At 48.5% G+C, this 14458-nt stretch carries 12 protein-coding genes and 1 riboswitch; of the genes, 7 read left to right on the top strand and 5 right to left on the bottom strand.

Annotation, left to right across the window (positions count from 1 at the left end):
* Positions 1–9: 9 nt before the first annotated feature.
* Together AC6R0L_RS10530 and aroA are read left to right on the top strand one after the other, a co-directional pair.
* Positions 10–465, top strand: a complete 456-nt coding sequence (locus AC6R0L_RS10530) for an outer membrane lipoprotein (protein WP_500625813.1) — start codon at positions 10–12, stop codon at positions 463–465.
* Between the two features lie 139 nt (positions 466–604).
* Positions 605–1885 (top strand): 3-phosphoshikimate 1-carboxyvinyltransferase, encoded by a 1281-nt coding sequence (aroA, locus tag AC6R0L_RS10525; RefSeq protein ID WP_500629090.1) that lies wholly within the window; start codon positions 605–607, stop codon positions 1883–1885.
* A 74-nt stretch (positions 1886–1959) separates the two neighbouring features.
* Here aroA and AC6R0L_RS10520 read toward each other — a convergent pair whose 3' ends face one another.
* The gene (locus tag AC6R0L_RS10520; RefSeq protein ID WP_500629089.1) at positions 1960–2208 is read right to left on the bottom strand and encodes a YciN family protein; all 249 of its coding nucleotides are present in this window, start codon (positions 2206–2208) and stop codon (positions 1960–1962) included.
* Positions 2209–2547: 339 nt separating this feature from the next.
* On the opposite strand from AC6R0L_RS10520, the gene topA reads away from it, so the two are divergent.
* The 5 genes from topA (at position 2548) to AC6R0L_RS10495 (ending at position 11140) form a co-directional block, all read left to right on the top strand.
* Complete coding sequence (gene topA / locus AC6R0L_RS10515; RefSeq protein ID WP_500629088.1) at positions 2548–5175, top strand: type I DNA topoisomerase; 2628 nt, start codon at positions 2548–2550, stop codon at positions 5173–5175.
* A 218-nt stretch (positions 5176–5393) separates the two neighbouring features.
* Complete coding sequence (locus AC6R0L_RS10510; protein ID WP_500629087.1) at positions 5394–7088, top strand: GGDEF domain-containing protein; 1695 nt, start codon at positions 5394–5396, stop codon at positions 7086–7088.
* A gap of 342 nt (positions 7089–7430) precedes the next feature.
* Positions 7431–8648 (top strand): glucose-1-phosphate adenylyltransferase, encoded by a 1218-nt coding sequence (glgC, locus tag AC6R0L_RS10505; protein WP_334551030.1) that lies wholly within the window; start codon positions 7431–7433, stop codon positions 8646–8648.
* Positions 8638–10098 carry a glycogen synthase GlgA gene (gene glgA / locus AC6R0L_RS10500; RefSeq protein WP_500629086.1) on the top strand — a complete coding sequence of 487 codons (1461 nt, stop codon included), beginning with the start codon at positions 8638–8640 and terminating at the stop codon, positions 10096–10098. Before glgC ends, glgA begins: the two co-directional genes overlap by 11 nt.
* Before the next feature lie 241 nt (positions 10099–10339).
* Complete coding sequence (locus tag AC6R0L_RS10495) at positions 10340–11140, top strand: alpha/beta fold hydrolase (protein ID WP_334551028.1); 801 nt, start codon at positions 10340–10342, stop codon at positions 11138–11140.
* A gap of 22 nt (positions 11141–11162) precedes the next feature.
* Here the strand turns inward: AC6R0L_RS10495 and AC6R0L_RS10490 are convergent, their stop codons facing one another.
* From AC6R0L_RS10490 to purR, 4 genes are all read right to left on the bottom strand, one after another.
* A complete protein-coding gene (locus tag AC6R0L_RS10490) occupies positions 11163–11474 on the bottom strand; it encodes a putative signal transducing protein (protein WP_500629085.1) in 312 nt (103 codons plus the stop codon).
* A complete protein-coding gene (locus AC6R0L_RS10485) occupies positions 11471–12163 on the bottom strand; it encodes a TVP38/TMEM64 family protein (RefSeq protein WP_500625821.1) in 693 nt (230 codons plus the stop codon). Before AC6R0L_RS10485 ends, AC6R0L_RS10490 begins: the two co-directional genes overlap by 4 nt.
* 206 nt (positions 12164–12369) lie before the next feature.
* Positions 12370–12963 (bottom strand): TfoX/Sxy family DNA transformation protein, encoded by a 594-nt coding sequence (locus AC6R0L_RS10480; RefSeq protein ID WP_500629084.1) that lies wholly within the window; start codon positions 12961–12963, stop codon positions 12370–12372.
* A gap of 204 nt (positions 12964–13167) precedes the next feature.
* Positions 13168–13276: riboswitch (cyclic di-GMP riboswitch) on the bottom strand.
* Positions 13277–13451: 175 nt separating this feature from the next.
* The gene (purR, locus tag AC6R0L_RS10475) at positions 13452–14456 is read right to left on the bottom strand and encodes an HTH-type transcriptional repressor PurR (RefSeq protein ID WP_500629083.1); all 1005 of its coding nucleotides are present in this window, start codon (positions 14454–14456) and stop codon (positions 13452–13454) included.
* Between the last annotated feature and the right edge of the window lie 2 nt (positions 14457–14458).

Genomic DNA, 14458 nt, shown 5'->3' with positions numbered 1-14458 from the left:
GGACGTGAGATGAAAAAGTGGACTTGGATCTTATTGATTTTTCCTCTGTTTGCCAATGCTGCTTATCAGAGAAATGTTGCCAGACCTGTGAACGAAGTGGTGTTTGGCGCAGTGGATACCGTGCGCTACATCAGTCAAGAAGAAACCGTTCAGTCGCGCGAGAATGGCTGGGAAACCTTGTTAGGTGCCGTTATTGGTGGTGTGGTCGGCAATCAGTTTGGTGATGGTACGGGGAGAGAGGTGGCAACGGCGGTAGGCGCCGTCGCGGGAGCCAGTGTGGCAAGGCATCGTGCCAATCAAACCTATAAAGTGGAATATAAACTGGTTGAGCTGTTGATTGAAACCGACAGCGGCCAATTGGTGGATGTGATTCAAGATGTGGACCCCAACATGCTATTTAGTCGCGGGGATAAAGTCAGGATTTTGTATTTTGACAATGGCGTTCGAGTGGATAAGACCTATTGATGGAGTCACGCAGGCACTCAATCGTATTTGTACGTGACTTAGCTCTGGTTTTAACCGGGGATTTTAGTTAGTCTGCCAGTACGAAGAATTTTTCATTGCCCTCAATAGGAATGAGGGTGATAAAGGAACAACTCACTGAATGGAAAGCCTTACGTTACAACCGATCAATAAAGTCAATGGTGAGGTCAACTTACCTGGTTCAAAAAGTGTCTCAAATCGTGCGCTGCTGCTCGCTGCGCTAGCAAAAGGGACAACACGCCTGACAAACTTACTCCATAGCGACGATATTCGCCATATGCTTAATGCCCTGACGCAACTGGGCGTCAGCTACACCTTATCGGACGATAAAACGGTCTGTGAGGTGGAAGGGCTCGGTCACGCATTTCATAGCGAGAACACACTTGAGCTCTTTTTAGGCAATGCTGGCACGGCGATGCGCCCATTGGCTGCGGCGCTCTGCCTTGGCACTGGCGACTATGTGCTGACTGGCGAGCCGCGCATGAAAGAGCGCCCGATTGGTCACTTAGTGGACGCGCTGCGTCAAGCTGGTGCGGAGATCACCTATCTGGAAAACCCTAACTATCCACCGCTGAAAATTCAAGGCACGGGGCTTTCTGGTGGTACCGTTGAAATTGACGGCTCCATCTCGAGTCAGTTTCTGACCGCATTCCTTATGGCAGCACCGCTGGCGAAAGGGGATGTGACGATCAAAATCATTGGTGAGTTAGTCTCAAAGCCTTACATCGATATCACTCTGCACATCATGAAGCAGTTTGGTGTTGAAGTAGAGAACCGCGACTACCAAGAATTTGTCATCCAGAGTGGCCAGTCTTATCTCGCCCCGGGTGATTTTCTGGTTGAAGGTGATGCCTCTTCCGCGTCTTACTTCTTGGCTGCCGCCGCGATTAAAGGCGGAGAGATCAAAGTCACCGGCATTGGAAAAAACAGTATCCAGGGCGATATTCAATTTGCTGACGCTCTTGAAAAAATGGGCGCTCAGATTGAGTGGGGGGATGACTACGTCATCTCACGCGTGGGCGAGCTTAAAGCGGTAGATATGGATTTCAACCATATTCCCGATGCGGCGATGACGATCGCCACCACCGCGCTGTTTGCACAAGGGACAACCGCGATACGCAATGTTTATAACTGGCGCGTGAAAGAGACAGATCGTCTATCGGCGATGGCAACGGAGCTGCGTAAAGTCGGTGCAGAGGTGGAAGAGGGTGAGGATTACCTTATCGTGACGCCGCCAGCAACGCTGACACACGCTGCGATCGATACCTACGATGATCACCGTATGGCCATGTGCTTTTCGTTGGTTGCACTGAGCGATACGCCAGTGACGATTAATGATCCCAAGTGCACCTCTAAAACCTTCCCAGACTACTTCGAAAAATTGGCGGCGCTGAGCTGCTAACGAGGGTGAATGGATTAAAGCCAAGGCAAAAAGTCCTTGGCTTTTTTTGGGGCGAGAGAGGGGCTATCGCTCGGTTATTTTGCGAGTGTAAACTCTTTAGACAGGTGATGAGCGAGGTATTTAAACATGTTGAATACGGCGGTCGTCTCTTGGGTAGGTAGGCCATTGTCATCAAGAAAGTAGTCACCTTTGAATACCAATACGCCCTCTTTTTCTTCTACGCTGGTCGCTCGCATCCCTTCAATAAAGTCATCATGCTCTTGGATGATGTGATTGGCGATCATCAATAATTCCGTTTCTGAGATGGTCTTTTTATCGCTCATGGGGTTACCTCTTTGATATTGATAGCCGAATTCTAAGCATCTTTTCCATAATTTCAATGCGTGTTTACGTTGGGTAAAGAGGACAGTGCGGCTACGCTTTTGTGAGCAAATGCAAAAATCGTTTCGATTTCTAAAGCGCATTGCTGAGTCTATCTATAGTATGTGCGCCCTTCTTTATTACCCATAGTGGGAGAGTCGTCGAATTGTCGAGCAGTCAATTGACTTTTTTAAAAAAGGTATTGATCTTCTTGCCATCTCGCTCAATAGTAAAAAAAGAAGCAAAATTTTAAGTATACTGTGCGCTAAAAGCGCTGCCGAAATAGGACACTTGAGTCGATTATGGGTAAGTCACTGGTTATTGTGGAGTCGCCAGCTAAAGCGAAGACCATCAATAAGTATTTAGGTAAAGACTTCATTGTGAAGTCGAGTGTTGGTCACGTCCGTGACCTACCAACTGCGGGTCAAAGCACCGGCCAGAAGGCGGCGGCGATCTCGACAAAAGGTTTGAGTGCTGAAGAAAAAGCCAAAATCAAGAAAGAGAAAGATCGCAAAGCACTGATCAAAAAGATGGGTATCGACCCATACCACGGTTGGGAAGCAAACTACCAAATCCTACCCGGCAAAGAGAAAGTGGTCGCAGAGCTGCAAAAGCTCGCTAAAGACGCGGACGCCGTCTATCTCGCCACCGATTTGGACCGCGAAGGAGAAGCCATCGCTTGGCACCTTCGTGAGATCATCGGTGGCGATGAAGAGCGATACAAACGCGTTGTATTTAACGAAATTACCAAGAACGCGATTCAACAAGCATTCCAAAAACCGGGTGAGTTGAGCATGGACGGCGTCAATGCACAGCAAGCGCGCCGTTTTATGGATCGCGTTGTGGGCTTTATGGTGTCACCACTGCTGTGGAAAAAGGTGGCTCGAGGCTTATCTGCTGGTCGCGTGCAGTCAGTGGCGGTGAAACTGCTGGTTGAGCGTGAACGTGAAATCAAAGCGTTTGTTCCTGAAGAGTTCTGGGACATTCATGCCAACACCAAAACGGCGGACAAGACAGATTTTCGTCTTCAAGTCGCGCAAGAAAATGGTACGGCATTTAAGCCCGTCAATGAAGCGCAAACTCAAGTGGCGCTGGATGTGCTCAAAAACGCCACTTTTGAAGTGTGCAAGCGCGAAGATCGACCGACATCCAGTAAACCTTCCGCACCTTTCATTACTTCAACGTTGCAGCAAGCGGCGAGCACCCGTCTTGGCTATGGCGTAAAGAAAACCATGATGCTGGCTCAAAGGTTGTATGAAGCCGGTTACATCACCTATATGCGTACCGACTCGACCAATTTGAGTGCAGAAGCGGTCGACAGTGTGCGTGGCTTTATTGGCAGTGAATACGGTGATGCTTATTTACCCGCCAAACCGAATGTTTACGGCAGCAAAGAAGGGGCGCAAGAGGCGCACGAAGCGATTCGTCCTTCGGATGTTGCGGTGAAAGCCGAGGATTTACAAGGCATGGAAGCGGATGCGCACAAACTCTATGCTTTGATTTGGAATCAATTTGTCGCATGTCAAATGACCCCTGCTAAGTACGATTCCACCACCGTTAGCGTTAAAGCGGCACAATACACGCTGAAAGCGAAAGGTCGTATTCTTAAATTTGACGGTTGGACACGCGTTCAGCGCCCGATGGGTAAGAACGAAGACCAAATTCTCCCGCCAGTGCAAGTGGGCGATCACGTTGACCTAGTGAGCTTAGATCCTAAGCAGCACTTCACCAAGCCGCCTGCACGCTTCACCGAAGCGGCACTGGTTAAAGAGCTTGAAAAGCGCGGCATTGGCCGTCCGTCGACGTACGCATCTATCATCTCTACCATTCAAGACCGTGGCTATGTGAAAGTGGATCAGCGCCGTTTCTATGCCGAGAAGATGGGTGAGATCGTCACCGATCGTCTTGATGGTAGCTTTGATGAGCTGATGAACTACGAGTTCACCTCTAAGATGGAAGAGAAGCTCGACCAAATCGCTGAGGGTTCCGCCAACTGGAAATCGGTCCTCGATAGCTTCTTCAACGATTTCACTCAAGATCTTGAACAAGCCGAGCAAGATGAAGAAGAAGGCGGTATGAAGCCTAATCATATCGTTTACACCGACATCGAATGCCCGACCTGTTCACGTCCAATGGGAATTCGCACCGCATCGACAGGGGTTTTCTTAGGGTGTTCGGGCTATGCGTTGCCACCGAAAGAGCGCTGTAAAACCACCATTAACCTCGGTGACGAAGAGGGCATCATCAATGTCCTTGAAGAAGACGTTGAAACCGCGGCATTGCGAGCGAAGAAACGTTGTCCTATCTGTGAAACCGCGATGGACGCGTATTTGATTGACGACAAGCGCAAACTGCACGTGTGTGGTAACAACCCGAACTGTGAAGGTTATGTGGTTGAAAAGGGCGAGTTTAAAGTCAAAGGGTACGATGGCCCTGTCGTTGAGTGTGACAAATGTGGCAGTGACATGGTGCTGAAAAACGGTCGATTTGGTAAATACATGGACTGCACCAGTGAGACCTGTAAGAACACGCGTAAGATTCTGAAAAATGGTGAGGTAGCGCCGCCTAAAGAAGATCCTGTACATCTTCCTGAGCTACCTTGTGAGAACTCAGAGGCTTACTTTGTGCTCAGAGACGGTGCGTCTGGTCTCTTCCTCGCAGCGAGTACGTTCCCGAAATCTCGTGAAACTCGCGCACCTCTAGTTGAAGAGTTGGTGAGATTTAAAGACCGTTTGTCGCCTAAGTTCCTCTACTTGACCGAAGCGCCGCAAAAGGATCCGGACGGATTGCCTATGGTGGTTCGCTTTAGCCGTAAGACCAAAGAGAACTACGTGCGCTCAGAAGTAGAAGGCAAGCCAACGGGTTACACCGCTTTGTATATCGACGGAAAATGGGAAGTGTCGGACAAGCGTAAAAAATCCGCCAAGTAACACGACGATGTCTTTACGATAAGCACGTCTTCAGCAGACCCCAAAGGCAGCCAATCTAGGCTGCCTTTTTAGTTTTAGAACTAACAATAATAAGTATGGTGAATGGGATGGTGATCCCCATTTGCCAAATAAATAATCAACTTTGTGATGATTCGCTGGTTCTGTTTTGACATTTTCAATCTGAACTTCTATTGATCTATCTCTGGTGAGATAAAAAGATGACTCTAAAGTTAAGACTATTTTTCGCAATCTTCGTACTCTGTATGGCGTTCGGGTTGGCAGCCTATGCGGTCTCTAAGCATATTATCGATGATATTATCGAGGAGTTGATGTGGAAGTATGGTCAAATCACCGCGCAATATGATGTAGAGAAAACTCTTGCGCCGTTGACCACGGAAATCACCTTGGCGCAGGAGCTGGCAAGACACCCCAACATCACCTCCTGGGCGCAGAATGCTCAAGATGGTGTTTATCGGTCCGTGGCCCAAGAAACGCTCGAACACTACCGATGGCGCTTTGATTCCAAAAACTTTTTTATTGCACTCGATCAAGACCTTTCCTATCACTTCAACGACGTCAACAGTATTAGAACGGGTGACTTTCAACGATACACCTTAGAGCCTAACGCGGATGACGACCAATGGTACTTTGAGCAAAAATCGAGCTTAACGCCTCTGGCGGTCAACATTGATAAAGACTCTCACTTGGGGGTAACCAAAGCGTGGATCAACCAAAGCGTTATTGTCGATGGCCAGTTTTTGGGCATTGTCGGTACGGGTTTGGATATTGATATGTTGGTCAGTCAGCTTAATCACCACAAAAACTCGCCACTCTCGACCCTGTTTATTGATCGCCAATTGCGCGTGCAATTGATCCGAGATTCCGATCGCTTTGTGTTTCCACTGGGTGAGCAAGGTCAGAGCCGCCCGACACTGCAAGAGGTGATAGACAACGACAGTGATTACCAAATCATCCAGTCGGCGTTGTATCAACAACTGAATGGCCGTGAGTCACAGTTTCTGATGCTCAAGCAAGATGCAGGTAATGTGGTGGCCATGATGCATTACATCGACGCATTGGGCTGGTTTGAGTTGACGCTGCTGAATGTAGACGCGGTGCTGCCACTCTTTATGCTGGATTATTTGTTGTTTATTTATCTAGGCCTCGCGTTGGTACTGAGTGTACTCTTCTACCTGTATGCAGCCAAAGAGTGGTTGATGCCGTTAGAGAGGTGGTTCACGCGCCTACACACGATGGCTCGTGGTCGGCGTCACCCCCATTTGGATGCTGTGACCGTTGATGCGGACTTAGCGGTTGTTGAAAGAGAGCTCTTAGAGGCACGTCAAAGTGTCGAGAAGTTGGTTGTCGCGCGGACCGCCGCGCTCGATAAACTGGCGACCTATGATGTAATGACGCACTTACTCAATCGACGTGGCATAGAGAGAGAAGTGACGAATGAGCTTGCTCGGGGTAAGCGCGAACAGAGCCAATTCGGCTTGATATGGGTGGATGCTGGGCTTTGTGACGCGCTGAGTGCGGAGCACATAGGGCAAGACAAAACGCCTTGTTTGAAGTCGATTGCCGTAGCCATTTCAGATACGATTCGTGAGTATGACCTTGCTGCGCGTTGGGGCGAAAGTGAATTTTTGTTGTTGATCAAAACCGATCAGAGAGAGGTGCTAAACACGTTAGCACAGCGATTGATTGACACGATTCAACAGCAAAGAGTCCAAGACCAATTACCCGCCTTATGTTTGTCCGTTGGTGGCTCTCTGATTAGCTCTGAGATGACCTTGCATCAAGCTTTATCGGTGGCGGATCGCGCCCTCTATCAGGCCAAAATTAATCAAGAAAAAATATATATTCACCACTGCCCACATGACACCCTGAATCAACTAATGGAACTGTCATAAAACATAAATAAAACACAGGTTTATTAGTGAGCAAGAACGTCACTCTCTTGTGGTGATCTTGTTAATCGTATGTGAGCAATCGCTTATGTAATGTGAGCTGAATCAGCCATCCGAAAAGTAACTCATCTTACCATCTAAGTACGGCATATTTTAAATTGTAATCTTGGGCAAATAAGATAACGTATAGCAAATCGCCGTGTTAAACGTTTACGTAGCAAAATGCGCGTAAGATCTATGCAGTTTGCATGCGCCATTCGCTAACGCTGTCAGATTTTGGAGCGTCGATGAGCCCCCCAAATATTACACTTTCTCATCGACAATATTATAAAAATGGAGATTAAAATGGCTGGTGTTTTAGGTATGATCCTCGCAGGTGGCGAGGGGTCGCGTCTACGTCCTCTTACTGAATCAAGAAGTAAACCCTCGGTGCCTTTCGGCGGGAGTTACCGTCTGATTGACTTTGCTTTGAACAATTTCGTCAATGCGGATTTGATGCGCATTTACGTGCTGACGCAGTTCAAGTCTCAGTCTCTGTTTCATCATTTGAAAAAAGGGTGGAACATCAGCGGGATTACGGATCGCTTTATTGACCCAATCCCTGCGCAAATGCGCACGGGCAAACGTTGGTATGAAGGCACAGCAGATGCGATTTACCAAAACCTGCGTTTCATGCAGCTGTCTGAGCCAGAGCAAGTGTGCATTTTTGGCTCTGATCACATCTATAAAATGGATATCAAGCAAATGCTTGAGTTCCATAAAGAAAAAGAAGCTGCCCTGACGGTTTCTGCGTTGCGTATGCCGCTGTCAGAGGCGTCACAGTTTGGTGTGATTGAGGTGGATGAAGAAGGTCGCATGATCGGATTTGCTGAGAAGCCAGCCAACCCGAAAGCGATCCCAGGTGACCCAGAGCACGCACTGGTTTCTATGGGTAACTATATCTTTGAAGCAGAGACGCTATTTGCTGAGTTAATCGAAGACGCCGACAACGAAGCGTCATCGCATGACTTTGGCAAAGACATCATTCCTAAGATGTTCCCACGCGGTGATGTATTCGTTTACGACTTCAGCACCAACCGTATCACTGGCGAGAAAGAAGAAGTGTATTGGCGCGATGTGGGTACGATTGATGCCTACTGGCAAGCGCATATGGACTTGCTTGCTAAAGATGCGCCATTCTCGCTCTATAACCGTAAATGGCCACTTCACACCTACTACCCACCATTGCCGCCTGCAACGTTCAGTGATTCGGACAATGGACGAGTGCAAATTATTGATAGCTTAGTGTGTAACGGTAGCTTTGTCCGCGGTTCGCGTATTGAAAAATGTGTGCTTGGCTTTAGAAGTAATATTGCATCTGCGTGCGATATTAGCGAAAGTATCCTTTTAGGTGACGTGAAGATCGGCGAAGGCTGTGTCTTGCGTCGCGTCATCATCGACAAGGATGTGGATATTGCGCCAGGGACGCAAATCGGTGTGAACCTGACGGAAGATAAAAAGCATTTCCACGTGTCGGATGACGGTGTTGTCGTTATTCCAAAAGGAGCACGTGTTGGCTACTAAGAATCTCTCTATTCTCTTTGTAGCATCGGAAGTAGAAGGATTGATCAAAAGCGGTGGCTTGGCAGATGTTGCCAAGGCACTGCCTGAAGCCCTTTTTGAGCTCGAGCAAGATGTGAGACTCACACTTCCCGCTTATCGCAAGGTCGCAGGCATTGAGTCTGCGACTGTGGTTTTAGAGACGGCATTAGAGCACTGGCCTCATACGCCTTATTGCGTCAAGCAGTTAGCGCTATCGGGGATCACTGTGTATGCTATCGATTGTCCGCAGTATTTTGACCGTCCTGACATGTACGCCGAGTACAATCAAGCCTACTCAGACAATGGTGAACGCTTCGCCTTTTTTAGTGCGGCGAGTTTGGACATGCTGCCGAAACTGGGCTTTCAGCCGGACATTGTCCACGCCAATGACTGGCACACGGGGCTGGTTCCATACCTTCTCAAGCATCGTTACGCCAGTGACGATTTTTTTGCTCATACCAAAAGCATTCTTTCCGTGCACAACGCGGTCTTCAAAGGTGTCTTTAGCTATGATGAGCTCGGCGATCTGCCTGAGTTCCAGACGCATTACGCGCCGGATGCCGCAGTGAGTGCAACGCACATCACCATGCTTCGCGCTGGGGTGAAAACCGCTGATAAGGTGAACGCGGTTAGCCCGACGTACGCGCAAGAGCTCAAGACCGAACTGGGTAGTCATGGTATGGCGCAAGATTTTCAAAGCCGAAGCCATGATCTGGTGGGGATTCTTAATGGTTGCGACTACAGTACATGGAACCCAGAAACAGACACCCACTTACCGTTAAATTACCGAGCGACGAAGCAGAGTATGGTACGCGGTAAGAAAGCGTGTAAGGCGGCGCTGCAAGCAAAAGCGAAACTGAGCGAAAAAAACGTCGCGATGTTTGGCATGGTTTGCCGTTTGACGCAGCAAAAAGGGTTACATTACCTGATCCCTATTCTGTCTGAGTTTCTCAAACACGATGTTCAGTTGGTGATTGTTGGGACCGGCGACCCTATGTTGGCAAGCCATCTTAAAGCGCTCTCAGCCACACACAGCGACAAATTTGCGTTTATCGAGGCTTACGATGAAGAGCTTGCTCACTTGGTGGAAGCGGGCAGTGATTTCTTCTTGATGCCGTCAGAGTTTGAGCCTTGTGGTCTCAACCAGATCTACAGCATGGCTTACGGTACGCTGCCAATCGTTCGTGGTGTGGGTGGACTGAAAGATACGGTTCACCATTACGACGATGATCCGTCAATCGCTACTGGGTTTGTGTTTGATGAACCAACGCCGACCGCGTTGTTGTTGACTATGCTTCGTGCTTTGCTGCTCTACGCGCAAAATCTCAATGAGATAAAACGGGTTCAATTGCACGCGATGACAGAAAACTTCTGTTGGGAAAAAGCGGCGGGTGAGTACATCGAACTCTACCACAGTGCTTTGAGCGCCTAACACTAGGTCATTGAATCGCGGACGCTATTTTTTAGTCTGTTCGCGTAAAGACGACAATAGGTCCGCATAAAGAAAGCGCCTGATGGGTTTTGTGCTTGCACAGTCTCACGGCGCTTTCATTTTTTCTAACATTTCCGATTGCACTAAAGTGGCGGTTTTCGTTTATGCTAAACAAAAACACGGGCGCTTTTGTGTTACCCTGCGCCCTGATTTGTGTGACGATAACGGTTATTTTTCGACTATGACTCAAAGTTTGCTATTCCATAAGACTTTTAAACACCCAACCAGCGATGAGTGGGTGGTCTTTGTGCATGGCGCAGGCGGCAGCTCATCGATTTGGTTTAAACAGATCAAAGCCTACAAGCAGCATTTTAATTTGCTGCTGATTGATTTGCGCGGCCATGGAAAATCGAACCAGCTGATTAAGGAGATCATTGCCAATCGCTACACCTTTAAAGAGGTCACATTAGACATCTTAAAAGTGCTCGATCACCTAAAGATTCAGTCGGCACATTTTGTCGGCATGTCGCTTGGGACCATCATCGTCCGTAACTTAGCGGAGCTAGCGACTGGGCGCGTAAAAACCATGGTGTTAGGTGGCGCCGTCACACGGCTAAACACACGCTCTCAAGTACTGGTGAAGTTGGGTAATCTGTGTAAACACATTGTGCCCTACATGTGGCTCTATCGCCTGTTCGCCTACATTGTGATGCCTCAGAGAGCACAAAAAGAGTCGCGACATATGTTTATCCGCGAAGCGAAGAAGTTGTGCCAAAAGGAGTTCAAGCGTTGGTTTATTTTGACCGCAGAGGTGAACCCTCTGATGCGCTACTTCAAAGACCGCGAGTTACCTATCCCTACGCTCTATCTGATGGGTGAAAAAGACTACATGTTCATCACCCCTGTGAAAGAGATGGTCTCAGCACATACGCTCAGTGAGCTGCATGAAATTCCTGACTGTGGCCATGTGTGTAATGTTGAGCGCCCGGATGAGTTTAACGATCACTCCATCGCCTTCATTCAGCAACACCTCACTGCTTAATCTCGGCTGACTCCAAGCACACTCACACTGGCTTGGTGTGTTCGCACTGCCAACATAACTGAAAATGGCCGTCATTTTCTTCTTGGCAAGTCGGGCAAACCCAAACCATGTTGTCGGGGGTGTCCTGTTGGAAGTCATCAATCAGCGCGAGTGCCGCCTGCTTCTGTTCTGGGCGAGTTAACCAAACGTACGGGCTGGCCTCTTCGCCAAACGGAATCTCTCCTTGCAAGCCGAACAAACCTTCACCTCTCACCTCACAGGCTATTCCTTCGCTGCGTAACATTTCACACACAATGTGTGCTTGTGGTGGGGTTGTAGCAATAAAGATTTTCAAGACGCTTGTCCATTGGATTGCGGTGATGCTTTGAGTTTGGCCATCACCCATTTAGCAATGATAGGGAATACCCCGAGCAACGCAAAAGAGGCGAGTACTGTTGGGGAGACGATGCCTGACAAACTGTCGATTTGCGCTAGCTGGGTCCCGGCGTTGAGGTAGACGGCCGTGCCCGGCAACATACCCAGTTGACTGACCAGATAGAAGCGCGCGATGGTTATGGGCGTAAGACCCATCAAGAGGTTGATCAAAAAGAATGGGAATACCGGGATAAGGCGCAGTGAGAAGAGATAAAACGCACCATCTTTCTCGACCCCTTGATTAATTGTCGCGAGCTTATCGCCAAACTTGCTTTGTACCCACTCTTTGAGTAGAAAGCGGCTACTTAAAAACGCCAAGGTGGCACCTATAGTACTGGCAAAAGAGACGAGCAATAAACTGGTCCAAAAGCCAAACAGAGCAGCGCCAAGCAAGGTGACGACGGCCGCTCCAGGGATCGAGAAGGCGGTGATAGCGACATAGGCGAAGAAGTAACTGAGCGCGGCGAGGGCAAAGTGGGCGTCAATGATTTCAGCCAGCGCTTGCTGCTGCGCTTTGGCGTTATCAAGTGTCAGGTATTGACCAAAGTTTGCGCCTAAAAACACAATCAGAGCGAGCAAACCAATACCTAAAAGCAGTTTCTTGTTCATATGGATCCCTTTGAAAACATCATCATTGATCATTGTTAGATATGAACCAAAAAGCCAGTAAAAAATTTCGCCCTAAAGGGAAGAATACGTTGAATTCTATGACGAAGGAATGGAAACGCTAGAAAAGCATCGGCTAAAAACGTCTCAAGCCAGCGGTGTTGGGCTGGCTTGAGACGGGGATTGGAATTACTGAACGCTATCGCTGACTAGCTTTGCAGCTGATTCAGGAGCTCGTCGCGTCTTGCTTGAGGGACCACAGACCAGTGCGTGCCTTTAATTGCCCCCTCAAGTGCCCACAGCAGGTCGATACTGACATCGGTAGAGTGCGTGGAACGAATCGCTTTATACGCTTCCACTGCGCCCGTCTGCTCCAAACGGGAGACACTGTCGATACCCGCTTTCTTGAGCATTCGCTCGGTCGCTAGACGCAAGTTCGGCAGATCTTTCAGGCGCGTTGGTTTGGCGTTGGTTTGACGCTGCTTGTCTTTGTTGGCCGCCTCTAGGGCAGTGTTTGCCATCGCAATAGTCTGAGTGACATCCTGATCCCAGTCATGACCGAGGGCGTAGTATTTGGTGACCACAGGGAAACCACGCTTTTTATACACGTATGGCTCGAGTCCCTGAGCATTAAACTGTTGGGCCAACGAGTCGTCGGCGCGTATGTGAAGTTTGTCATTTACCACGAGGGCAAACATGGTGTCATCAGCGAAGATTCCGAATCCACCAAACATTGAGCGAGACTTGATCTTGCCCAATGGTTCAAACAATCGCATTGAGTCTTTTAAAATTGGTTTATCCATGCTGTTATTCTCGGTGTATTACAATACGCCACCAAATTCAGGTCCGAGAGATTAGCAAAAATATGCAGGTTTTGTGTCAGTAGGGTGTCATTCTGGCTCATAAAAGAATAATCCTACTCACGGTGTGAGCGCATAATGCGCGCGCAACGTTTAACTCATTGTATTCTTTGCTTTTGATAAAGAATTACGAAGTGCACATTTGCCATCGGCAACCCCGCTACCAAGCAGTCATCAACGTTGAAATCGTTGAGTGGCTACAACAGGCCGGAAGCTTTGCGTCCCATCCTTTCGAAATGGTTTGCCCTGTTCGTGGCATTCGTCGAACATAATAAGCATAAATAATTTATGGGCTAAACATCACGTTTTGATGGGTTAAATGTGATCTTGGTTCATAAAATAGACGGGTGTTAACGAGAGAATAAAGCCCAGCGGATGAGAAGTATTCTCGCTAGGCTAGTCGATGTGATGTGCTGAACTTGTTCGTTGGTCTATTTCACCGTCGCCACGGTATCGCGCTCGACGATTTCTGGGTGCATTTCAAAAATACGTTTTTCATGCTCTTTGTCTTTAATACGTTCGAGCAAAATCTCAAATGCGTTTTTACCCACACGGCGCTTCGGCTGGTGAACCGTCGTTAGCGGTGGTGAAAAGTACTCGGCTAGCTCAATGTTGTCATAACCAATGACCGACATGTCTTCTGGAATACGAATGCCTTTTTGCTGTAAACGGCTCATCAAACCGAGCGCCATCGTATCGTTGAAACAGAATACTGCGGTTGGCTTTTCGTCCATGGCGACGATTTTGTCCGCGGCAAGCACGGCGGTATCGCACTCAAAGTTACCTTCTAAGATCCAATCTTCGTTGACGCTCAAACCCGACTCGTTCATTGCGCGCTTAAAGCCTTGGATGCGCTCTTGGCAGGCCGCTTTTTCAAAATGCCCACTCAAGCAAGCAATGCGCTTGTGGCCGTGATCAATCAGGTATTTTGTTGCGAGGTAGCCGCCTTCTTCCGAGTTGTCGATGATTTTATCGGCTTGTGAGCTTTCCGGGCCCCAATCCATCACCACCTTAGGGATGTCTTTATGACGGTCAAGCATTTCGCTCAACTCTTCGGTCAAATCTGAACACATCACTAAGATGCCATCGACGCGCTTTTCCGCCAGCATGCGAATGTAGTCACGTTGTTTCTCGTAGATGCCGCCAGTGTTACACAAGATCAAGGTGTAGCCTTGACGGTAGCAGTAGCTCTCAACCCCGTCGATCACTTCCGAGAAGAAAAGGTTGGTCGATTGAGTAACCAGCATGCCTATTGTGCGTGTCGAGTTACATTTCAGGCTGCGTGCAACGGCACTTGGGGCATAGTTCAACTCTTGAACCGCTTCCATCACTTTTTCTTGCGTGGCTTCAGCGACAAAGCGTGTTTTGTTGATCACATGGGATACAGTGGTGGTCGAGACACCCGCTAAGCGAGCGACGTCTTTAATCGTGGCCATAT

The organism is Vibrio sp. R15-SG3-ISO1A (assembly GCF_059833955.1).
This window is presented reverse-complemented; position numbering and strand designations above follow the sequence as displayed.

Coding starts and splice junctions, on each gene's coding strand:
- AC6R0L_RS10520 (WP_500629089.1), bottom strand. CDS start 2,208: ATGAGCGATAAAAAGACCATCTCAGAAACGGAATTATTGATGATCGCC.
- AC6R0L_RS10530 (WP_500625813.1), top strand. CDS start 10: ATGAAAAAGTGGACTTGGATCTTATTGATTTTTCCTCTGTTTGCCAAT.
- purR (WP_500629083.1), bottom strand. CDS start 14,456: ATGGCCACGATTAAAGACGTCGCTCGCTTAGCGGGTGTCTCGACCACC.
- glgC (WP_334551030.1), top strand. CDS start 7,431: ATGGCTGGTGTTTTAGGTATGATCCTCGCAGGTGGCGAGGGGTCGCGT.
- AC6R0L_RS10495 (WP_334551028.1), top strand. CDS start 10,340: ATGACTCAAAGTTTGCTATTCCATAAGACTTTTAAACACCCAACCAGC.
- AC6R0L_RS10480 (WP_500629084.1), bottom strand. CDS start 12,963: ATGGATAAACCAATTTTAAAAGACTCAATGCGATTGTTTGAACCATTG.
- AC6R0L_RS10510 (WP_500629087.1), top strand. CDS start 5,394: ATGACTCTAAAGTTAAGACTATTTTTCGCAATCTTCGTACTCTGTATG.
- aroA (WP_500629090.1), top strand. CDS start 605: ATGGAAAGCCTTACGTTACAACCGATCAATAAAGTCAATGGTGAGGTC.
- topA (WP_500629088.1), top strand. CDS start 2,548: ATGGGTAAGTCACTGGTTATTGTGGAGTCGCCAGCTAAAGCGAAGACC.
- AC6R0L_RS10485 (WP_500625821.1), bottom strand. CDS start 12,163: ATGAACAAGAAACTGCTTTTAGGTATTGGTTTGCTCGCTCTGATTGTG.